Here is a 21712-nt window from a genome sequence, read left to right as displayed (position 1 = left end):
CAAACCCGCAGGTCCAGCGGACAGTGGTGGCGCTACTGGCCGGTAGCTGGGAGGATATTCGGCCGCTCACGCTCCGCAGACCTACTTCCACGCTGCGCCAACCGGCGGGACCCCCGTGTGGCATCTTGACTCTCGCGCCCGGTGGGTTCACGCTTACTCCCGACGGCGAAACCGGCAGCCCTTGCGGGAGGGACAACCGGGTCGCCTGGAGGCATACCTGAAGACGTCGCGAAGCAGGCTGGGCCCCATCGGGAGCGCCCCCTGGACAGACCGCGCCGTTCGGGCTAGACTGCCTCTTTGCGCTGCCCTCTTTCAGGCTGCCCGGAGCCGGTAGTTAGGATAGTGGGCACACGGCACCCTTGACAGTCGCTCATAGCTGTTGCTATGGCGGCCGTCACCGCTCATGTCCCCGGAAGGACGCATCTTGGCAGTCTCTCCCGCGAACCAGGCCACTGCTGCGACCACCTCGGCTGAATCTCGCTCGGAGTCCACGGGAATCCCCGGCGCGCCCAAGCGGGTTTCCTTCGCAAAGATTCGCGAACCGCTCAACACCCCCAACCTGCTCGACGTCCAGATCCAGTCGTTCCAGTGGTTCACCGGGGACGAAGCGTGGTTCGAACGCCGTGTCGAAGAAGGTGAAGAAAACCCGGTCGGCGGCCTCGAAGAGGTCCTCAACGAGATCTCCCCGATCGAGGACTTCTCCGGCTCGATGTCACTGTCCTTCTCCGCTCCGCGCTTCGACGAGGTCAAGGCCTCGATCGAGGAGTGCAAGGACAAGGACATGACGTACGCGGCCCCGCTGTTCGTCACGGCGGAGTTCGTCAACAACAACACGGGCGAGATCAAGAGCCAGACGGTCTTCCTGGGCGACTTCCCGGTGATGACCGACAAGGGCACCTTCATCATCAACGGCACCGAGCGTGTCGTCGTGTCCCAGCTGGTCCGCTCGCCGGGCGTCTACTACTCGAAGGACGTCGACAAGACGACCGACAAGGACGTCTTCAGCGTCCGCGTGATCCCGAGCCGCGGCGCGTGGCTCGAGTTCGACGTCGACAAGCGCGACACCGTCGGCGTCCGGATCGACCGCAAGCGCCGCCAGCCGGTCACCGTGCTGCTGAAGGCGCTCGGCTGGACCACCGAGGCGATCCGCGAGCGCTTCTCCTTCTCGGAGACGCTGCTGGCGACCCTCGAGAAGGACCACACGGCCGGCACCGACGAGGCCCTGCTCGACATCTACCGCAAGCTGCGCCCGGGCGAGCCGCCCACGAAGGAGAGCGCGCAGACCCTGCTGGAGAACCTGTTCTTCAAGGCGAAGCGCTACGACCTGGCCAAGGTCGGCCGGTACAAGGTCAACAAGAAGCTCGGCCTGTCGACGCCGTACGACACGGGGACGCTGACCGAAGAGGACATCGTCACCACCATCGAGTACCTGGTCCGGCTGCACGCCGGCGAGGACCGGATGGACGCCGACAACGGCACCGAGATCCCGGTCGAGACCGACGACATCGACCACTTCGGCAACCGTCGCCTGCGCACCGTCGGCGAGCTGATCCAGAACCAGATCCGGGTCGGCCTGTCGCGCACCGAGCGAGTCGTGCGTGAGCGCATGACCACGCAGGACGTCGAGGCGATCACCCCGCAGACCCTGATCAACATCCGCCCGATCGGCGCGGCGATCAAGGAGTTCTTCGGCACCTCGCAGCTGTCGCAGTTCATGGACCAGAACAACCCGCTGTCGGGCCTGACGCACAAGCGTCGTCTGTCGGCCCTCGGCCCGGGTGGTCTGTCCCGTGAGCGCGCCGGCATGGAGGTCCGGGACGTCCACCCGTCGCACTACGGCCGGATGTGCCCGATCGAGACGCCGGAAGGCCCGAACATCGGCCTGATCGGCTCGCTCTGCTCCTACGCGCGGGTCAACCCGTTCGGCTTCATCGAGACGCCGTACCGCAAGGTCGTCGAGGGCCGGGTCACCGACCAGGTCGACTACCTGACCGCGGACGAGGAGGACCGGTACGTCAAGGCGCAGGCCAACGCACCGATCACCGACGACGGCACCTACGTCGAAGACCGGGTCATGGCCCGCCGCAAGGGCGGCGAGGTCGAGCTGATCGACCCGCTCGACATCGACTACATGGACGTCTCGCCGCGGCAGATGGTCTCGGTCGCGACGGCGATGATCCCGTTCCTCGAGCACGACGACGCGAACCGCGCCCTGATGGGTGCGAACATGCAGCGCCAGGCCGTGCCGCTGCTCCGCAACCAGGCGCCGTACGTCGGCACCGGGGTGGAGCTGCGTGCCGCGGTCGACGCCGGTGACGTGCTCGTCGCCGAGCAGTCGGGTGTCATCGAGGAGCTCTCGGCGGACCTGATCACGATCATGCACGACGACGGCACGCGGAAGAGCTACGGACTGTACAAGTTCCGCCGCTCGAACCACGGCACCTGCTTCAACCACCGCCCGATCGTCAACGAGGGCGACCGGGTCGAGCAGGGTCAGGTCATCGCCGACGGCCCGTCCACCGAAAACGGTGAGATGGCGCTCGGCAAGAACCTGCTCGTCGCGGTCATGCCGTGGGAGGGCCACAACTACGAGGACGCGATCATCCTCTCGGAGCGCCTGGTGCAGGACGACGTGCTCACGTCGATCCACATCGAGGAGCACGAGATCGACGCCCGCGACACCAAGCTGGGCGCCGAGGAGATCACCCGGGACATCCCGAACGTCTCCGAAGAGGTCCTCGCGGACCTCGACGAGCGCGGCATCATCCGGATCGGTGCCGAGGTCCGCGACGGCGACATCCTCGTCGGCAAGGTCACGCCGAAGGGCGAGACCGAGCTGACGCCGGAAGAGCGTCTGCTCCGCGCGATCTTCGGCGAGAAGGCCCGCGAAGTCCGCGACACCTCGCTGAAGGTGCCGCACGGCGAGACCGGCAAGGTCATCGGCATCCGCGTGTTCTCGCGCGAGGACGACGACGAGCTGCCCCCGGGCGTCAACGAGCTGGTCCGCGTCTACGTGGCCCAGAAGCGCAAGATCCAGCCGGGCGACAAGCTCGCCGGGCGCCACGGCAACAAGGGCGTCATCGGCAAGATCCTGCCGGCCGAGGACATGCCGTTCATGGAGGACGGCACGCCCGTCGACATCATCCTGAACACGCACGGTGTGCCGCGACGGATGAACATCGGCCAGATCCTCGAGCTGCACCTGGGCTGGCTGGCCTCGCAGGGCTGGGAGATCAAGGGCAACCCCGACTGGGCGAAGAACCTCAACGAGGAGCTCTACGACGTCGCGCCCGGCACGAACACCGCGACCCCGGTGTTCGACGGCGCGAAGGAAGAGGAGCTCACCGGGCTGCTCGGGGCGACCAAGCCGAACCGCGACGGCGAGCGCATGGTCAAGGAGAACGGCAAGGCCACGCTGCTCGACGGCCGCTCCGGCGAGCCGTACCCGTACCCGGTCGCCGTCGGCTACATGTACATCCTGAAGCTGCACCACCTGGTCGACGACAAGATCCACGCCCGCTCCACCGGTCCGTACTCGATGATCACGCAGCAGCCGCTGGGTGGTAAGGCGCAGTTCGGTGGCCAGCGCTTCGGTGAGATGGAGTGCTGGGCGATGCAGGCGTACGGCGCTGCCTACACGCTGCAGGAGCTGCTGACGATCAAGTCGGACGACGTGGTCGGCCGCGTCAAGGTGTACGAGGCCATCGTCAAGGGGGAGAACATCCCCGAGCCGGGTATCCCGGAGTCGTTCAAGGTGCTCCTCAAGGAGCTCCAGTCGCTGTGCCTGAACGTCGAGGTGCTCTCCAGCGACGGTGCGGCCATCGAGATGCGCGACTCCGACGACGAGGACCTCGAGCGCGCGGCGGCGAACCTCGGCATCAACCTGTCCCGCAACGAGTCGCCCTCGGTGGACGACGTCGTGCACTGATCGCGAGCTGAGCTGGGACCTGCCTCCCGCGGGTCCCAGCTCGCCCGCCAACCCCTCTAGTCGAATCAACCCCAAGGGGATGCAAAGACGTGCTGGACGTCAATTTCTTCGATGAGCTCCGCATCGGCCTTGCCACCGCTGACGACATCCGCCAGTGGTCCTTCGGTGAGGTGAAGAAGCCGGAGACCATCAACTACCGCACGCTCAAGCCCGAGAAGGACGGCCTCTTCTGCGAGAAGATCTTCGGCCCGACCCGGGACTGGGAGTGCTACTGCGGCAAGTACAAGCGCGTCCGCTTCAAGGGCATCATCTGTGAGCGCTGCGGCGTCGAGGTGACCCGCGCCAAGGTGCGCCGTGAGCGGATGGGCCACATCGAGCTGGCCGCTCCGGTCACCCACATCTGGTACTTCAAGGGCGTTCCGTCCCGCCTCGGCTACCTGCTGGACCTGGCGCCGAAGGACCTCGAGAAGATCATCTACTTCGCTGCTTACGTCATCACCGGCGTGAACACGGAGCTGCGCCACAACGACCTGCCGACCCTCGAGAACGAGATCGGCGTCGAGCGCAAGAACCTCGAGACCAAGCGTGACGCGGACATCGAGTCCCGCGCCCAGAAGCTGGAAGCCGACCTGGCCGAGCTGGAGGCGGAGGGCGCCAAGTCCGACGTCCGCCGCAAGGTCAAGGAAGGCGGCGAGCGCGAGATGCGTCAGCTGCGTGACCGCGCCGGTCGCGAGCTGGACCGCCTCGAAGAGGTCTGGACGACCTTCACGAAGCTCGACACCCGTCAGCTGATCGCCGACGAGCTGCTCTACCGCGAGCTCGTCGACCGCTACGGCGAGTACTTCACCGGCGGCATGGGCGCGGAGGCCATCCAGAAGCTGGCCACCGAGTTCGACGTCGCGGCCGAAGCCGACAACCTGCGCGACACCATCCGCAACGGCAAGGGGCAGAAGAAGCTCCGCGCGCTGAAGCGGCTCAAGGTCGTCGCGGCCTTCCAGGCCACCGGCAACGACCCCCGCGGCATGGTGCTCGACGCCGTCCCGGTCATCCCGCCGGACCTGCGCCCGATGGTGCAGCTCGACGGTGGCCGGTTCGCGACGTCGGACCTGAACGACCTGTACCGCCGCGTGATCAACCGCAACAACCGCCTCAAGCGGCTGATCGACCTCGGCGCGCCCGAGATCATCGTCAACAACGAGAAGCGAATGCTGCAGGAGGCCGTCGACGCGCTGTTCGACAACGGCCGCCGCGGCCGTCCGGTCACCGGCCCGGGCAACCGGCCGCTGAAGTCGCTGTCCGACCTGCTCAAGGGCAAGCAGGGCCGGTTCCGCCAGAACCTGCTCGGCAAGCGCGTCGACTACTCGGGCCGTTCGGTCATCATCGTCGGGCCGCAGCTGAAGCTGCACCAGTGCGGTCTGCCGAAGGACATGGCGCTCGAGCTGTTCAAGCCGTTCGTCATGAAGCGGCTGGTCGACCTGAACCACGCGCAGAACATCAAGTCCGCCAAGCGGATGGTGGAGCGCTCGCGGCCGCAGGTGTGGGACGTGCTCGAAGAGGTCATCACCGGTCACCCGGTGATGCTGAACCGCGCGCCGACCCTGCACCGCCTCGGCATCCAGGCCTTCGAGCCGCAGCTGGTCGAGGGCAAGGCCATCCAGCTGCACCCGCTGGTCTGCGAAGCGTTCAACGCGGACTTCGACGGTGACCAGATGGCGGTGCACCTGCCGCTGTCGGCCGAGGCGCAGGCCGAGGCCCGGATCCTGATGCTGTCGGCGAACAACATCCTGTCGCCGGCGTCGGGCCGTCCGCTCGCCATGCCGCGACTGGACATGGTGACGGGCCTGTTCCACCTGACCCGGCTCAACGAGAAGGCCGACGGCGCGGGCGGCGCGTACTCCTCGCCGGCCGAGGCCATCATGGCCTACGACCGCAAGGCGCTGAGCCTGCACGCCCCGATCAAGATCCGCGTCAAGGACCGTCAGCCGGCGAAGGCCGACGAGGCCCGGCTCGCGGAAAAGGGCTGGGAGCCGGGCAAGACCTGGCTGGCCGAGACGACCCTGGGCCGCGTGCTGTTCAACGAGCTGCTGCCGGCGGACTACCCGTTCATCAACGAGCCGATGCCGAAGAAGCGGCAGGCCGCGATCGTGAACGACCTCGCCGAGCGGTACTCGATGACCCAGGTCGCGCAGACCCTGGACCGGCTGAAGGACGCCGGTTTCTACTGGGCGACCCGGTCGGGTGTCACCGTGGCGATCTCCGACGTCCTGGTGCCCGTGGGCAAGAAGGCCATCCTCGACGAGTACGAGGGCAAGGCCTCCCAGGTGGAGAAGCGCTACCAGCGTGGTCAGCTGTCGCACACCGAGCGCAACAACGAGCTCGTCAAGGTGTGGACGCAGGCCACCGAAGAGGTCCACAAGATCATGGAGACGGCGCTGCCGGACGACAACCCGATCGCCATGATCGTGAAGTCGGGCGCGGCGGGCAACATGACGCAGGTCCGGTCGCTGGCCGGCATGCGTGGCCTGGTGTCGAACCCGAAGGGTGAGTACATCCCGCGTCCGATCAAGGCCAACTTCCGTGAAGGCCTGTCGGTGGCGGAGTACTTCATCGCGACGCACGGTGCCCGCAAGGGACTGGCGGACACGGCGCTGCGTACCGCCGACTCGGGTTACCTGACCCGTCGTCTGGTGGACGTCTCGCAGGACGTCATCGTCCGCGAGGTCGACTGCGGCACCACGCGCGGCATCATGATGCCGATCGGCGAGGACATCGGCGACGGCAAGGTGCTGCGTGACCAGCACGTCGAGACCAGCGTGTACGCGCGGAACCTCGCGACGGACGCGGTGGACGCCAAGGGCAACGTCGTGCTGAACGCCGCGGACGACATCGGCGACCCGGCCATCGACAAGCTGATCTCCAGTGGCATCTCGAAGGTCAAGGTCCGCTCGGTGCTGACCTGCGAGTCGGCCGTCGGCATCTGCGCGACCTGCTACGGCCGCTCGATGGCGACCGGTCTGCTCGTCGACGTCGGCGAGGCCGTGGGTATCGTCGCGGCCCAGTCGATCGGTGAGCCGGGTACGCAGCTGACGATGCGTACGTTCCACCAGGGTGGTGTCGCCGGTGACGACATCACGACCGGTCTGCCCCGTGTCCAGGAGCTGTTCGAGGCCCGGGTCCCGAAGGGCAAGGCGCCGATCGCCGACGTCGATGGCCGTGTGCGCATCGAGGAGAGCGAGCGGTTCTGGAAGATCACGCTGATCCCGGACGACGGCGGCGAAGAGATCGTCTTCGACAAGCTGTCCAAGCGTCAGCGGCTCGCCAACACCCCGAACGGCCCGCTGGGCGACGGTGACCACGTCAACGTCGGGCAGCAGCTGCTCGAGGGCACCCCGGACCCGCACGAGGTCCTGCGCGTGATGGGCCCGCGTGAGGCGCAGATGCACCTCACCGACGAGGTCCAGAAGGTGTACCGGGCCCAGGGTGTGTCGATCCACGACAAGCACATCGAGGTCATCGTCCGGCAGATGCTGCGCCGGGTGACGGTCATCGACTCGGGTGGCACGGACTTCCTGCCGGGCGAGCTGCCCGAGCGGACCAAGTTCGAGGCACGCAACCGCTCGACGGTCTCCGAAGGCGGCGAGCCGGCTTCGGGCCGTCCGGTGCTGATGGGGATCACGAAGGCGTCGCTCACCACGGACTCGTGGCTGTCGGCGGCGTCGTTCCAGGAGACCACGCGCGTCCTGACCGACGCGGCCATCAACGGCCGCTCGGACCGGCTCGTGGGCCTCAAGGAGAACGTGATCATCGGTAAGCTGATCCCGGCCGGTACGGGCATCAACAAGTACCGCAACATCCAGGTGCAGCCGACGGAAGAGGCCCGGGTCGCCGCGTACGCGATCCCGTCCTACGACGACGGCTACTACACCCCGGACGTGTTCGGTACGGGCACCGGTGCCGCGGTCCCGCTGGACGACTACGACTTCGGCCGCGACTTCCGCTGACGAAGCTGATCCACGAGAAGGGCCCCCGCCGGGTTTCCGGCGGGGGCCCTTCCCGTTTCCGGCGTGCCCGCGGTGACGGCTCTTTCGCCGCGGCCGTAGCGCTGACTGGCTTGCTCACCTGCCGCCGGGCTGCGGTGACAGAGCTGAGCGGGCAAGTGCTCCCGGTCCACAGTGGACCGGGGGCACCGTCGTTCACGGGAGGCCGTGGCGGCTCACCGGGAAGTCGAAGTACGTGTCCGGGAACGGCTCGTTGTCCAGGGTGTAGTGCCACCACTCCTCGGGCAGGTTGTGGAAGCCCGCCGCGATCAGGGTGGTCCGGAGCAGGTCGCGGTGCTGCCGCGCGATGCCCGTGATCGCCGGGTTGTCGGTGTGGGCGAGCGGGTCGAAGCAGTCGTAGCCCGTGCCCATGTCGACCATGTTGTCGGGGAAGCGGCTGCCCTGCGGTGCGAAGCACGGCCTCAGCGGTTCGCCAGGGAAGTAGGGCCGCTGCGGCCGCGGCGGGATCCTGACGAGCGTGAGGTCCATGGTGCTGCCGCGGCTGTGCCCGGACTTCTCGGCGATGTAGCCGTCCTCGAAGAGCCGGTCCTTGGCGACGTTCGGGTAGAACTCGGCCTTCATCTTCTCGTCGGCGAGGTCCTTCGCCCACCGCACGAAGTGGTCGACCGCGCGTTGCGGCCGGTAGCAGTCGTAGACCTTGAGCGTGTAGCCCAGCTTTCGCAGCTGCGCCTGGGCGGTGCGCAGGCCCTCGGCGGCCTGCCGGGTCAGGACGCAGGTGGGCTCGAGGTACCCGTCGACGCGCCGGCCGACGAAGTTGTGCGGGGTGGCGTAGCGGATGTCCTGCAGGATCGACGGCGCGACATCGGACAGGGCGACGAACTCGTGCGACGTGGTGGTCGCCTCGGCCGGGCCGGGGACGGCGAAGGTGGACAGGGCCGCGAGAGTGACGGCGAGGGTGCGTATCCGGGTGGAAATCGGCATACCGCACGTCTAGCAGGAAATCGTCTCGCGATCAGCCGCCGCTCAGGGGGAGACTTGACGGCTTTTGGTCGATTTGCGTGCGGTGTAACGGTTTTCGCGCGCGGGGTCGTGACGTCCGGTAGCCGAGCCGTTGTCGGCAAATCTTCCGTCACCGTGACCGCGGTCGGCTGGGGAAGATGGGCTGTGGCTGACTCTGTGCCCTTCACGGACAACTTCTCGGACCTCTCCAACACGCAGGGGTACCAGTTCGAGTTCCGCTGTGAACGCTGTGGGAACGGTTTCCGTTCCGCGTTCCAGCGCGACAACATGGAAACCGGGCGAAGCGTGCTTCGCACCGTCGGCTCGTTCTTCGGCGGGACGCTGCGGGACCTGAGCAACTCGGCCGACCAGTGGCGCTACGACCGCGCGACGAACTCGCCCGCCAAGGACCGCGCGCTGGCCGCGGCCGTCAAGGAGATCACCCCGAGCTTCCGGCAGTGCCGCGGCTGCGGCGACTGGATGTGCCACGACCAGTGCTGGAACGAGGAGATCGGCCAGTGCCTGCGCTGCTCGCCGAGCGTCGCCGAGGAGATCTCGCGCGCGCAGGCTTCCGCGCAGCGCGACCAGATCTGGGACAAGGCCCGCGAGCGGGACTGGACGTCCGGTCTCGACATCGACACCCGCGCGAAGGTGTCCTGCCCGGGCTGTGGCCTCAAGGCCGAAGGCGGCAAGTTCTGCCAGTCGTGCGGCACCGCGCTGGCGATGAAGGTGCGCTGCGGCGGCTGCGGCAGCGAGAGCAACAAGGCCGGCGCGATGTTCTGCTCGGACTGCGGCAACCGATTCTGACCATTCCCCACTGAAACCGGCGTTTCTCCGCGAGTTTCCACGAAATCCGTCAGGTTCTCACTGTGCGGCCCGCTTCGGCGGGTAGCGAGCTTTCTCGAGCATCGACAATGGCCCGCGCTGCGGGTATTTGTCAGGGGTGCGCGAGGGGGCTCGTGGCACGGAACCGGATCGGACGGCCGTTCCGGAACTCGTGGAGGAGGGTGCGGCGTGAGTACCGACGGGCCGGGCGGAAACGAAACGGAATGGCCGGGCGGCACGGTGTTGTCGCGCTTGCCGGGCGCGCTCACCGATGAGTTGCTGGGGCTGGGGGTGCCGAAACCGTGCCGGGCCGGCACGGTTTTGCTGCACCAGGGTGAGCCCAGTACGCACGTTTTCCTCCTGGGGCACGGGAAACAACCCCGCTTGGCGTGCGTCAAGGTGACGGTGGCCGCCAGGAACGGCACCGAGAGCCTGCTGGGTATCAGGATCAGCGGCGATCTGGTCGGCGAGATGGGTGTGCTGCGAGAGGGGCCGCGGTCGGCCACGGTGACGACGTGCCGGGCGATGACGGTGCACCGGATCCCGATCGAGAGCTTCCGGGTCTTCCTGCGGCGCAGGGAAGAAGCCTGGCGGGTGGTGTGCCACATGATCGCCGATCGGCTCGACTGGGCCAACCGCCGTCGCCTCGACTTCGCCGGGTACGACACGGCGGTGCGGCTCGCCCGGGTGCTGGTCGAGCTCGCCGCGCACCACGGCACCCCGGGCGGGGGCGGGATCCGGCTGGGAATCGAGCTTTCCCAGTCGGAATTCGGCAAGCTCATCGGAGCCGGCCGTGACTCGACCCAATTGGCTGTCCGCCAATTGAAGGAACTGGACTATATCGGGTACAGATACCGGACAGTAACCATTCTTGACCTGAACGGGCTAGCGACCTTCGCTGATCCTGACTAACGAACAGGTGCAGATCACGGAATTTTCCGGAGTCTTGGTCACGGAGTGGAGGCAGACTCTGCGCTCACTCCCACCAGATCCGAAAAGGACAATGACCTTGGCTCGTGCCAGCGATTTCACTCGCCATCTTCTCGTTTCCATGGACGTGCAGGGTTACGGCAGCCGGGACGACCAGCAGCACGCCGCGATCCAGTCCGGCTTGCTCAGCGTGGCGAACACCGCCGCCACCCGGTGTGGCCTGGACCGGTCGGCCTGGCACCGGCAGGGCGCCGGCGACGGCGAACTGGCGATCCTGCCCGGTGCCGTGCCCGAACCGGCCGTCACGGACGACTACGTCCGCGAGCTGGTCGCCGGACTCGCCGACCACAACCACGACCTGGCACCCGAAGCCCGGATGCGAATCCGGATCGCGATCCACCACGGGGTGGCGATGCCCGGCGCGAACGGCTGGACGGGGCAGGGCGTCGTCGGCGTCAGCCGCCTTGTCGACAGTGCGCCTCTTCGCGCCGCCCTGAATGCGTTCCCGGAAGCCGACCTGGCCGTGGTCGTCTCGCGGCAGATCTACACCGACGTCGTGGCCCAGCGGCACACCTCTCTGAAACCGGCCGAGTTCCGGGAAGTCGTGGTGCGCCAGAAGGAATACACCGACGTCGCATGGCTCCGGGTGCCGGGCTACGACGTACACGGGGCCACCCTCGCCGCGGATCCGCCGGAGCAGCCGCCCGCCGCGGTGGTCGCCCCGGCCGGTCAGCAGTACCGCGCCGAGGCGATCACCGTGCTCAACGGAAGTGTCGACGCGCGCGACGCGGTCTTCGGGATCAAGCGCGGCTGATGAGCGAGGAAGAACCGGCGGAGACGCCGGCCGAGGCGCCGGATCCGGCGCTCGGCGACGACTACACCGAACAGCTCACCCGTGCGGTGAACCAATTCAACGGGCCGATCTACGCCGACGGCGCCCAGTTCGGCATCGGCCCGCGGCGGCCGGAACGGGTCAAGGCGGCCGCCGGCATGCTCGACGACGCCGACGTCGTGGCCGAACTGCGCGGCTACGTACCTCCCGGCTGCTACGACACCGCGCTCACCGCGCTGGGCAAGGACCACGTCGTCGGCCTGCACGGGAGCCGGGGAACCGGGAAGCGGGCCGGGGCGACCGCTCTGCTGCGCGAGGTCACCGGCGGCCCGCTGTACGTGCTGTCCCCGATGAACCGGCTGAAGAGCTTGGCCGAGCGCGAGTACGCGGCCGGGAGCGGCTACATCATCGCGGATCGGATCGCGGAGCGGAAAACCGCCGACGTCGACTTCACCTGGCGCACGGTGCGCGACCGCGTTCGCGACCAGGAGGCCTATCTGGTAGTCACGACGACCACGCCGACCGAGCAGGGCGAAGTCGACTCCGTGGCCCAGGTGCGTTGGGAGCCGCCCGACCTGCGGACGGTGCTGCGCGCCCGGCTCGCCGGCCGGGCGGACCGCGAGGACGTGATCGAGCAGGTCCTGCGGGCTTGGCCGGACGGTGGGCAGTTGCACGACCTCGTCGGCGTCGCGGCCGACATCGCCGACGGAACGGCGGTCGCCGAGGCGCTCCCGAAACTGGACGCGTCGCTGCAGGACCAGGTCCGGATCTGGTTCGACGAAGAGCGGGACGAGCGGGACTACCTGGCCGTCACCGCGCTGGCCTTCCTCGACGGGGCTCGCCAGCGCACGTTCGAGTCCGCGCTCACCCAGCTCGAAGGCAAGCTCGCCGAGACGGTCGCCGGCGGGGAGCCGGACGCCCTCGAACGCACGCAACCCGAGCTGCTCCGGCAGCACCGCCTGAAGCTCTACGCGCACGACAGCTTGATCAAGATCGAGCGGGTCGGCACGGACGGCGTCGCGCGGCACTGCCCCCGGTTCAAGGAGCCGAGGTACCGCGGGTTCGTCCTGGCGGAATTGTGGGCTCGCGAGGAAGCGCCGTTCTGGGACGGCGTCTCCGCGTGGCTGGACGAAGTCATGCCGAAGGAAGGGCTACGCGTCGCCGCCGGCCTCGCCGAGCTGGCGAGGTCCGCCTTCGACGAGGTCGACGACATCTTGGCGCCCTGGGCCGACGGGCGCCAGGGCTGGCCAGGCCAGACCACTGCGACGCACGTGCTGTGGTTGCTGAGCTACGACGAGGCGCTCGCCCCGGAGGCGCTCCAACTGGCCGCACACTGGGCGGGCCGCGGCAGCCCGGCAGAACGGTGGACCGGGGCGGTCGCGCTGAGCGGGGAGCTCGGCGCCCGGTACCCGCACGAGGCCGCCAACCGCCTGTGGCAGCTCATCCTGCAGAGCCACACCGTCACAGGGGATGCGCACGTTGCGCTCGCCGGCCTGTTCGTCACCCTCACCAAGCGCACCGAGGACGCCGGGGTCGTGCTGACGTTGCTCGACGGGAAGCTGCGACGGCTGGCGAAGCCGGGGGCCACGCCCGGGTACATCCGTGCGACCACGCGGGCGATCCTCAGCGTGCTCTCCGCGCGAGACCGGATCGCCGGCCGGCACGCCGCAATCGAGCACCTTTGCGCCGCGCTGGACCGTGCCGCGCCCGTCGAAGGCCGGCTGTGGGCCGCCGCGCTTTGCAACCGGCCGACCCGCAAACGGGCGCTCACCGTGTTGCGGGCGTCCCTCGACGACCTCAAGCACCTCTGTGAGGACCCGGTCGCCGTCGCGACCGCGCTGGGCGCGGCCATTTCGGACGCCTTGCCAGCCGGTGAAGCCGACCTGCTCCGCACGGACTTTGCAGCACTCGAAGCCCGCACTCACAAAGACAGTTCACCGCTGGTCGAGCACCTGCTCGCCGCGATCGCCCACCTGCACCGAGAGGCCACCGCCCTGCCATGACCCATCCCTACCCGATCGTCGAGCAGCGCTCCCTGGACCCCGCGCGGGTGAAGGGGAAGTGGCTCTGGCGCAAGGAGTTCCGCGACCACGGCGAGCTGCCCAGGCCGAACGCGCACCATGTGTTCGTCTACCGCGTGGACGGCGAGTACATCCTCGACAGCGCCCAGCGGCGCCTGGACGAGGAACAGGTCGTCAACGCCACGCACGTCAGCCTGGTGGACCTGACTCGCGACGCCGAGGTGCTCGTCGAGCTGGCCATCCCGTGCGCCGAGGCCGACGACTTCACCATGCGCGTCACGTTCGTCTGCACCGTGACCAATCCCATCAGCGTCGTGCGTGAAGGACGTGGTGACGCGCAGACGCTCCTACGCGCCTACCTCAAGAGCCACCACCGGATCTTCGAACTCGGTCTCGAGTACCGGCTCGACCAGGTCAACGAGGTCCGCCGGGACGTCAATGCCCAGGTGAAGGCCTTCACGACGCTCAAGCCGCCGGTGATCTCCGGGATCGCCGTGGAGTTGCGCAGCGTCGAGGTGCTGACGCCGGTCGAGTACCAGAAGCTCATGGGCAACCGCCGGAGCATCGAATACCAGTACGAGCTGGACACGACGCAGCAGCGCTTGGACCACACGCTGACCACCGAGCGCCAGCACAACGGCCATCATCTCGAACGTGACCAGACCGGGCACGACCAGCTGCTCGGCAGCGAACGGCTGGTTCACGAGCAGCGGCTGGATCGGGAACGCGTCCACCACGAAGGAACCGTCGGGGCCGAACGGCAGGGATACGAGCTCGACCGGCTGGCCGACCGGAAGGCGTTTGACCGGGACCAGCGCGGGCACGACCGCGCGGAGATCACGGCGCTGGCCGAGATCATCCGCGACAACCCGGACAGTGCGCTGGCCAACGCGTACGTCACCGGCTCGCTGGACGCGGCCGACCTGGCCGAGCGACTCCTGACCGAGAACCGCTACCGCACCGAGATCGAGCGCACCGACCGGCAGGCCGAGTTCGACCGGAAGCACGAAGAGCGGCTCTACGAGATCGAGCAGCGGAACGAGCAACGCCGGTGGGAGCGGGACCAGACCCGGGAAGACCGCAAGTGGCGGCGGGAGGACCACGGCCTGGTCAGGGCCGAAACCCGGCGCAAGGAGGAGATCACCCTCGAGGTCATCCGGGAGCTCGGCAAGCACGGCTACCTCGACATGACGAACCTTGACCCGAACCTGCTGATCACCAAGCTCACCGGGACCAAGCCCCCCGATCGGCTCGATCAGGGCCGCAAGCCGGAGGAGCTGGCTACCGGCGAGCGCGCCGAGGCGGCGCCCGCCGCTGAAGACGGCGTAGAAGACGACGACACCGGGGTGAGGGAAGAGGATGTCAGTTGACACCGAGGCGCCTGCGCGGGGCGCCTTGCCGCCGGACGTCCCGCTCGGGACGTACCGGCCGGTGGACCCGCACCGCGGGCTCGGGCGGCGGCTGCGGGCCCTGGCTGGGATCCGCGAGGAGATCCTGGACTGGGTGCCGGAGGAGCGGCCGCGGTACACGCGCCTCGGTGCCATCGTCTTCAACACCGGCCTGCTCGCCGGAGTGTCGCTGCTGGTGGCGCTCTCCAGCCTGTCGACTGTGCCGTGGATCTTCCTGGTGCCGGCCGGGGCGTTGTGGGCCTACGTCATCATCAGCTTCGACGGCTGGCTGATCGCCAGCACGCACGGGATGCTCGGCGGGGGCAAGGCCAAGGTATTCGTGCCCCGGCTCGTGATCTCGCTGCTCATGGGCGCGGTGATCGCGGAACCGTTGGTGCTGTGGATCTTCTCGCCCGCCATCCACAAGGAGGTTCTGGACGGGCGGGAGCACGAGCTATCGGTCTACGAAAGCCAGTACCGGAGTTGCAACCCCGAAGGCGCGCCGGCGCTGAAGACGGATGACTGCGCCAACTACCAGTTGACGATCAAGGACTCGCCTGAGGCGGCGAAGGAGGAGCTGGACAAGGCCGTCAAGAACCGCGACGCGGCGAAGAAGGAGTACGACGGCCTTTACGGCCAGTGGGACGCACTAGAAAAGCTGGCGCGTGGGGAATGCAGTGGCGCTCGGGGTGACGGGCTCACGGGCGTCGCGGGTGACGGCCCCGAATGCGACCGGAACCGGACGGTGGCGGACCGTTTCCGCACCGACAACCAGTTGGACAAGCGCCAGGCCGACCTGACCGCCGCGAACGGTCGGATCGACGAGCTGACCAAGAAACTGGGAAGTGCCCAGCAGACCGCCGGCCAGCAGGTCAGCGCGGCCATCACCGCGAAGGTCACGGCGATGCGCGAACACCAGGGCACGATCGGCATCCTCGATGAATCCGCCGCGCTCGAGCGGCTGGCCGACCGCAGCGGGTTCGTGTTCGCGGCGCAATGGCTCGTGCGGCTGCTCCTCATCGCGATCGACTGCCTCCCGGTGCTGACGAAGCTGATGAGCGGGTCGACGGCCTACGACGTGCTCGTCTCGAGGCAGGTCGAGGTCGCCCGGCGGCTGCACGACAAGCACGTCACGCTGCGGGAGCGGCAGGACACAGCCGACAACGACGTCTGGTTGCAGCGCACCGAGTACAACCTTCGGACGAGGATCGACAGCATCGAGGAGGCCGACCGGTCCGCCCGGGCCCGGCGTGAGTCGGACCTGGACGCCGAGATCGACAAGTTGGCCGCGAAACTGCGCAGCCAGTAGTCAGCACGAGTTCCCGGGAATCCATAACGATTAGGTAACGAGCAGCCTCGACGTTCAGGCGTCGGGGCTGCGCCATTGTGGCCAACCGTGACGCCGCCGGGTGGTCCAACGGTTGCCCAACCGCGGCGCTCACCCTTTCGGCGCAATGGTGGCGTGCAACTCGGTCCGAGTCGTGGGACATTCACCCGCTCGGGTCGTTTCTCATTCTTTGATCACGGCTGGACGCTTTGCCCGCTTGGCGCGAATATTCCGCCGGTGTCCGCCGGTCCCGGCTGGTGACACTTTCCGTTGTGCCCCAACGATCCCCGGCGAATCGGTGGTTCGGCGCGCCCTTTTCCGCCCGGGAAATGAGAACAGGGAGACGAATGCGATCGAAACCGTTGCGTCCCGGCCGGTGGCGAAAGGTGGTGACCGGCGCCGCGGCGCTCGCCCTCGCCGTCGGCGCGGTCACGTACACCGGGTCGGCCACCGGCGCCTACGCCGACGTCCAGACCATCACGGACGCGAAGACGGCGTCCGACGGCAAGCAGTACTGGGTGCAGAACCACCTGGTGACGAAGGATCTCGCGGCGCGCGCCGAGGGCACGCCGAAGAAGTGGCTGCTGGTCTGGGCCGGTGACGAGAACATCGCCGACACCCTCGTCAAGGACGTCAAGAACCTGCCGGGCACCCTCGGCGGCGGGCTCAACAAGATCAAGAACGCCTTGCCCGGCCCGGACTTCCTCGCCGTGATCGACGCGACGCAGGGGTCGCCGACCTACGGCAAGGTCGTCAACACCGCGACCGTCGGCCCGCTGGTCGAGAACGAGCCGCACCACATGCAGTACGTGTGGCACAAGGGCGACACCGTCTACGCCGGCGCGCTGTTCGCCGCCGCGACGTACGCCTTCGACGTCAGCGCGCTGCCGCAGCTCAAGCTCAAGGGCGTCAGCCTGCCGACCAACACCCTCGGCGGCAGCGTCCCCGACGCCTACTGGGTGCTCAAGGACGGCACCGCGTACGGCACGTACATGGGCGGCCCGGTCGTGCCCGGCCCGCACAGCTACGCCGACGGCTCGACCCAGATCGGCAACGGCTTCGCGGGCAGCCCCGGCGAGGTCGTCCACTTCGGACAGAACGCGCAGGTGCTCTCGGAGTCTCCGGCGGCGACCCCGCAGGGCGACAACCGGAAGCTCTGCGACAACCTGCCGCAGCTGGGCAAGCCGACGTGCGCCAACCCGCACGGCATCCAGGCCCGCGAGGACCTCAACACGCTCGTCACCAGCGACTACGCCGAGCCGCGCAACATCATCCTCGACCCGGTGAAGCAGCCGTCGCCGTACCTGCGCCGGCCGACCGTGCGGACCTGGGACATCGCCGACCGCAACCACCCGAAGCTGAAGTCGGTGTCGTACCTGCAGGACGGCCCGCGTGCCGATCCGGCCGACCCGCTGCACGCCGAGAGCCGCGCGGTCATGGAGACGACCGTGACGAACCTGCCCGGACACAAGGGCGCGTTCGCCCAGACCATGCAGGGCGGCGCGGTGTTCTACACGCCGGACATCACCGCGGCCGAGCCGCACTGGATCGAGGTGTTCGACGACGGCACCGCGAACAAGGCGATCTACCCGAACAACGACTCGAACGGCGCCAGCTCCAACGGCGGCTGGATCCAGACGAGCCCGGACGACAAGTACCTCTACCGCGCGATCGTCGGGCGGCAGAAGGGCACGCTCTCGGCGGACGACCCCGGCACCACCGGCGGCGTCTACGTCCTCGACATCCGGAAGCTGCTCGCCGCCGGTGACCGGATCGAGGACATCCAGGGCCGGGTCGACACCAAGGCGAAGGCGCAGCAGGGCGGGGGTGGCGACCTGCCGACCGTCGTCGGCGCGGCCCCGATCAACCCCGGCACGCCGGGCGCGGGCCCGCACTGGGGCGCCTACGACAACCTGGCGCTCGGCAGCGACGGTTTCTACCACGAAACGGACACGCCGCAGCACCTCGCGGTGTCGAACTACTTCGTCGCACGGTCCGGTTTGGACGGTGACCACAAGGTCAACCTGCTGGACATCGGGCCGGACGGGAAGATCGCCGTCGACCCTGGCTTCCGGGACGAGTTCACCGGGCAGGTCGGCATCAACTTCAACCGCAAGTCGTGGCCGCACGGGGACTTCGGCAACGCCAAGCCGCACTCCGAGCTGTTCGTGGTCGCGGACGCGAACGTCAAGTAGCCCGTCGTGAGTGCGTAACAGTGTTCTAACACTGTTACGCACTCACGACCCCCGACCTGGGAGTCCTGATGGATCACGACCACGCCGCGCCGACCGGTTCGTCCACAGTGGACGTCCTGGCGCTGGTGCTGCGGCTGGCGCTGCTGCTTTCGACGGCGTTCCTCGCCGGTGGCGGGCTGGTGCCGGGGCCGGCGCGCCGCACGCTGTACGTCCTGGGCGGGACCTCCGCCTCGCTCGCCGTGGCCTCGGAGTTCGCGGTCGACGTCAACGTCGTCGCCCTCGCGGTCCACGTCGTGCTCGCGGTCGCGGTGCCGATCCTCGTCCGGTGGCCGAAGGCCGGCCGCTGGGCTTCGGTCGCACTGCTGGTCCTGGTCGTGCTGGAGACGTCGTCGGGCGGTTCCGGCGTCGGGTTCGCGCTCGACTCGGTGTTCGTCGCCGGGGCCGCCGTCTGGTTCGGCTTCGCGGTGAATGGGCCCGTCCCGACGTCGTCAGTCCGGCCCGGCCCCCTGGCCCTCACCCTCGGCGGGCTCTTGGTCCTCGCCGGCACGGTGCGGTTCGGGGTGTCCGGCGTCGGCTTCGACCGGCGGCTCCACAGCACGGTCTTCGGGATCGCGGTGCTCGCCGTCGTGGTCCTCCCGCTGGTGGTGACCGGGCTCGCGGCGGTCCTGCACGGGCGCGCCTACCGGTTCGGCGCGGTCGGCGTCGCGCTCGGGTTCGTCGCGTGGAGTGCGCTCGGCGCGATTCCGGCGCCGCCGCCGCTGCCCGTGCCGGGGGTGCCGCTGCTGGCCGACCAGGCGGGCTTCCCGGTGCTGGTCAGCCCGCAGCGGCCGGGCCGCAACCTCGTCCACTTCCCGGCGAGCGCGGGCGAGGACCTGTCGGCCGGCGTGCGCGGGGGAGTGCTCACCAAGGCCGTGGTGCGGGCCGGGGCCGAGGGCACCTGGGCCGACGTCGACCTGCCGGCCGGGCGCAGTGACCTGGAGATCCACCGCGGCGACACGACGACGGTCGTCGAGGTCGACGCGGGGGAGACGCCGGGCCCGTCGATCACCGACGCCGACGCGCCGGAGTGCGCGGCGGCGGCGCTCGGCGGCCTGGTCGCCGGCCGGTCCGACGTGCTGACCGCGTGCCCGTCCGGCGCGCTGACGCCGGCGGACAGCGGGGCGCTGGTCAAGCTCGTCGAGTTCCTCGCGGGGCGCAAGCCGTCGGCGATCACGCTGGTCGAGGACGACTCACCCCGCGGCGTCGCGGCGGCGAAGCTGGTGCGCGAGACGGCGGCGCGCACCGGGTTGGCCGTGCAGCCGGACGCCGGGCCGGACACCGCGCTCGTCGTCGTCGCCGGCTGGGCCCCGGCGTACCTGGCGATGACGCGCGCCGCCGAGTCGCAACGCCTGGAGCCGACCCACCAGTACGGGCTCTACCTGGCGCCGTGGCTGCTCAACGGCCCGATCGTCAACGCGGTGGCGAGCGCGTCGCTGCCGCTGCGGTTCGACCCGCGGGAAGCGACCGCGGTCGGGTACGCCGTCGCGGTCGGCGATCGCTTCGGCGGCGAAAGCCCGTCGGCCGGCGGTTTTCGCAGCTGGCTCGGCGCCGGCAGCCCGGCGGGTGACGTCCAGATCTTCGCGGCCGCCCAGGTCAACGCCATGCCGATGTACCCCACCGAACCCCACGCCACCGGAATGGTGATGGACCGCGACTACGCGGGCCAGTGGGTGCCCGACGGAACCATCGTGCCGATCACGTCGGTTCTCCGCTGAACCCCTTGTCCCGAAAGGAAGTTCTCATGAAGCGTCTCGCTGCCCGCGTGCTGCTGCCGCTCGCCGCGGCGACCGTGCTCACCGGCCTGGCCGATGGCGTCGCCGGTGCCGACCCGACCGACGGCTCGGTCTGGGTCGCGCCCGGCCTCGACCTCGGCGGCGTGCTCGCGCCGATCGGCCAGCCGGTCGGCCTGCTCGCGCCGGTGTTCGGGCTCATCACCGCGATTTCCTGAGTACAGAACAGAAAGGTTGGGAACGATGAAGAAGACACTCGCGCGCGCGGCCGGTGCCGCGGTGCTCGCCGGAGCGGTCCTGTTCGGCGCGGCCGCGCCGGCACTGGCGGCCGACGCCCCGGGCGGCGTCACCGTGGTCGACGAGCCGGACACCAGCGGCCTGAACAACATCTGGACGTTCGCCCCGCTCGGCGTCCCGGCACTCGGCCTGCTCCAGTCGATCAACGGAGTGCCGGGCAAGATCCTGCCCTCCTTCTGACCCACCCGGCGGCCCCCGCTCCGGCCGGGGGCCGCCACTCTCTCCGGGAGTCCCGCGCACGATCACGGCGACGGCGACCTCGACGTCGACACCGCCGGCGCCCTCGGGCCGGCAGGTGACGTACGAGCTGGCGGGCACGGGCACCGCGACGGTCGTCTACGACTGGGGGGCGAAGTCCGACGAGCGCCGCCACCTGCGGGAGCCGTGGCCTCGCGGCGTCGGCGACGAGCCACTCGGGAAGACCGTTGCTAGGCCAGACTTTTCGCGAACCAGTGCTCGGCGTACTGGTCGTCGTTGAAGGGCTCGACCTCGGCGTACCCGGTCCGTGCGTAGAGCGCCCGGGCCTCGACGAGGTCGTGGCGGGTGTCGAGCCGCATGTGCCGCGCGCCGAGCCGGCGGGCGGCGTCCTCGGCCGCCGCGACCAGCCGCGGGGCCGCTCCCGAGCCGCGGTGGGCGGGCTTGACGTACATCTTCGTCAGCTCGCCGACCCCCGGCTCGAGGAGGCGGGTGCCGACACAGCCGGCGAGCACACCGTCCCACGATCCCAGCAGGAACGCCCCGGTCGGGGCGACCAGGTCGGTGCCCGGCTCGTCGGCCAGCGCGATCGCCATCTCCGCGTCGGTGACCGGACGGCCGTAGTACCGCGAAGCGACTTCCTCCATGTACTCGCGCATGATCGCGACGGCGTCCGGGTGACTGACGGGGACCTCGGTGATGTTCCACTCCACGTCCCCATCCTGGGGAAGCTGTCCACCGAATTCAGCGGCGGCGCCCGACCCCGGGCACCATGAAGGCATGACGCCTGTCACGAAGCGCCTCACGATCGTGGCCGTCCTGCTGATCACGGCGGGTGCGGTCCTGCTGTCGGTGGGCGCGATCGGTTTCCGGGCCACCTCCGACGAGCCGGACGCCAACATCGGCGCCGGATTCGCCCTGCTCGCCGGGCCGTACGTCGTGGGCCTGGGCGTGGTGTTCGCCTTGTCGGCCGGCCTCACGCACCTGACGTCCCGCCGCCGCTGACGG

Annotated in this window: 15 protein-coding genes; 13 read left to right on the top strand and 2 right to left on the bottom strand. The window is 69.0% G+C overall.

From position 1 onward, the window contains the following. Positions 1-424 precede the first annotated feature (424 nt). Both rpoB and OG570_RS07850 read left to right on the top strand, forming a co-directional pair. Positions 425-3928, top strand: a complete 3504-nt coding sequence (gene rpoB / locus OG570_RS07855) for a DNA-directed RNA polymerase subunit beta (RefSeq protein ID WP_247060497.1) — start codon at positions 425-427, stop codon at positions 3926-3928. A gap of 89 nt (positions 3929-4017) precedes the next feature. Then, positions 4018-7929 (top strand): DNA-directed RNA polymerase subunit beta', encoded by a 3912-nt coding sequence (locus OG570_RS07850; protein WP_326946007.1) that lies wholly within the window; start codon positions 4018-4020, stop codon positions 7927-7929. Between the two features lie 192 nt (positions 7930-8121). Here the strand turns inward: OG570_RS07850 and OG570_RS07845 are convergent, their stop codons facing one another. Then, on the bottom strand, positions 8122-8907 hold the full coding sequence (locus tag OG570_RS07845) for a M15 family metallopeptidase (protein ID WP_326956091.1): 786 nt from the start codon (positions 8905-8907) through the stop codon (positions 8122-8124). A 183-nt stretch (positions 8908-9090) separates the two neighbouring features. On the opposite strand from OG570_RS07845, the gene OG570_RS07840 reads away from it, so the two are divergent. The 10 genes from OG570_RS07840 to OG570_RS07795 all read left to right on the top strand — a co-directional run bounded on the left by OG570_RS07840 (position 9091) and on the right by OG570_RS07795 (position 20689). Next, a complete protein-coding gene (locus OG570_RS07840) occupies positions 9091-9732 on the top strand; it encodes a zinc ribbon domain-containing protein (RefSeq protein ID WP_247060500.1) in 642 nt (213 codons plus the stop codon). Positions 9733-9939: 207 nt separating this feature from the next. Then, positions 9940-10662 carry a Crp/Fnr family transcriptional regulator gene (locus tag OG570_RS07835; RefSeq protein WP_326956090.1) on the top strand — a complete coding sequence of 241 codons (723 nt, stop codon included), beginning with the start codon at positions 9940-9942 and terminating at the stop codon, positions 10660-10662. Between the two features lie 139 nt (positions 10663-10801). Beyond that, positions 10802-11494, top strand: a complete 693-nt coding sequence (locus OG570_RS07830; RefSeq protein ID WP_326956089.1) for a hypothetical protein — start codon at positions 10802-10804, stop codon at positions 11492-11494. Continuing rightward, positions 11494-13515: a hypothetical protein gene (locus tag OG570_RS07825; protein WP_326956088.1), complete on the top strand. Its 2022-nt coding sequence runs from the start codon at positions 11494-11496 to the stop codon at positions 13513-13515. The genes OG570_RS07830 and OG570_RS07825 overlap by 1 nt, the downstream gene beginning before the upstream one ends. Further along, entirely contained in the window at positions 13512-14903 is a 1392-nt protein-coding gene (locus tag OG570_RS07820; protein ID WP_326956087.1) for a hypothetical protein, read from the top strand. Before OG570_RS07825 ends, OG570_RS07820 begins: the two co-directional genes overlap by 4 nt. Next, positions 14893-16230, top strand: coding sequence for a DUF4407 domain-containing protein (locus OG570_RS07815; protein WP_326956086.1), 1338 nt, complete (start codon positions 14893-14895; stop codon positions 16228-16230). Before OG570_RS07820 ends, OG570_RS07815 begins: the two co-directional genes overlap by 11 nt. A gap of 365 nt (positions 16231-16595) precedes the next feature. Continuing rightward, on the top strand, positions 16596-18443 hold the full coding sequence (locus tag OG570_RS07810) for a hypothetical protein (protein ID WP_326956085.1): 1848 nt from the start codon (positions 16596-16598) through the stop codon (positions 18441-18443). Positions 18444-18511: 68 nt separating this feature from the next. Next, positions 18512-20197 (top strand): hypothetical protein, encoded by a 1686-nt coding sequence (locus OG570_RS07805; protein WP_326956084.1) that lies wholly within the window; start codon positions 18512-18514, stop codon positions 20195-20197. A 26-nt stretch (positions 20198-20223) separates the two neighbouring features. Next, the gene (locus tag OG570_RS07800; RefSeq protein ID WP_326956083.1) at positions 20224-20430 is read left to right on the top strand and encodes a hypothetical protein; all 207 of its coding nucleotides are present in this window, start codon (positions 20224-20226) and stop codon (positions 20428-20430) included. Between the two features lie 25 nt (positions 20431-20455). After that, the gene (locus OG570_RS07795; protein ID WP_326956082.1) at positions 20456-20689 is read left to right on the top strand and encodes a hypothetical protein; all 234 of its coding nucleotides are present in this window, start codon (positions 20456-20458) and stop codon (positions 20687-20689) included. 248 nt (positions 20690-20937) lie between these two features. Here the strand turns inward: OG570_RS07795 and OG570_RS07790 are convergent, their stop codons facing one another. Continuing rightward, positions 20938-21417: a GNAT family N-acetyltransferase gene (locus tag OG570_RS07790; RefSeq protein WP_326956080.1), complete on the bottom strand. Its 480-nt coding sequence runs from the start codon at positions 21415-21417 to the stop codon at positions 20938-20940. Between the two features lie 67 nt (positions 21418-21484). On the opposite strand from OG570_RS07790, the gene OG570_RS07785 reads away from it, so the two are divergent. Further along, on the top strand, positions 21485-21709 hold the full coding sequence (locus OG570_RS07785; RefSeq protein WP_247060505.1) for a hypothetical protein: 225 nt from the start codon (positions 21485-21487) through the stop codon (positions 21707-21709). The last annotated feature ends 3 nt before the right edge of the window (positions 21710-21712 follow it).

Origin of the sequence: Amycolatopsis sp. NBC_01286, assembly GCF_035982555.1 — a bacterium.
GTDB lineage: Bacteria > Actinomycetota > Actinomycetes > Mycobacteriales > Pseudonocardiaceae > Amycolatopsis.
This window is presented reverse-complemented; position numbering and strand designations above follow the sequence as displayed.

Excerpts from the sequence above, each read along its gene's own strand:
- OG570_RS07830 (WP_326956089.1), top strand. The coding sequence starts at position 10,802 with ATGGACGTGCAGGGTTACGGCAGCCGGGACGACCAGCAGCACGCCGCG.
- OG570_RS07845 (WP_326956091.1), bottom strand. The coding sequence starts at position 8,907 with ATGCCGATTTCCACCCGGATACGCACCCTCGCCGTCACTCTCGCGGCC.
- OG570_RS07825 (WP_326956088.1), top strand. The coding sequence starts at position 11,494 with ATGAGCGAGGAAGAACCGGCGGAGACGCCGGCCGAGGCGCCGGATCCG.
- OG570_RS07785 (WP_247060505.1), top strand. The coding sequence starts at position 21,485 with ATGACGCCTGTCACGAAGCGCCTCACGATCGTGGCCGTCCTGCTGATC.
- OG570_RS07820 (WP_326956087.1), top strand. The coding sequence starts at position 13,512 with ATGACCCATCCCTACCCGATCGTCGAGCAGCGCTCCCTGGACCCCGCG.
- OG570_RS07810 (WP_326956085.1), top strand. The coding sequence starts at position 16,596 with ATGCGATCGAAACCGTTGCGTCCCGGCCGGTGGCGAAAGGTGGTGACC.
- OG570_RS07805 (WP_326956084.1), top strand. The coding sequence starts at position 18,512 with ATGGATCACGACCACGCCGCGCCGACCGGTTCGTCCACAGTGGACGTC.
- OG570_RS07815 (WP_326956086.1), top strand. The coding sequence starts at position 14,893 with ATGTCAGTTGACACCGAGGCGCCTGCGCGGGGCGCCTTGCCGCCGGAC.
- OG570_RS07795 (WP_326956082.1), top strand. The coding sequence starts at position 20,456 with ATGAAGAAGACACTCGCGCGCGCGGCCGGTGCCGCGGTGCTCGCCGGA.
- OG570_RS07800 (WP_326956083.1), top strand. The coding sequence starts at position 20,224 with ATGAAGCGTCTCGCTGCCCGCGTGCTGCTGCCGCTCGCCGCGGCGACC.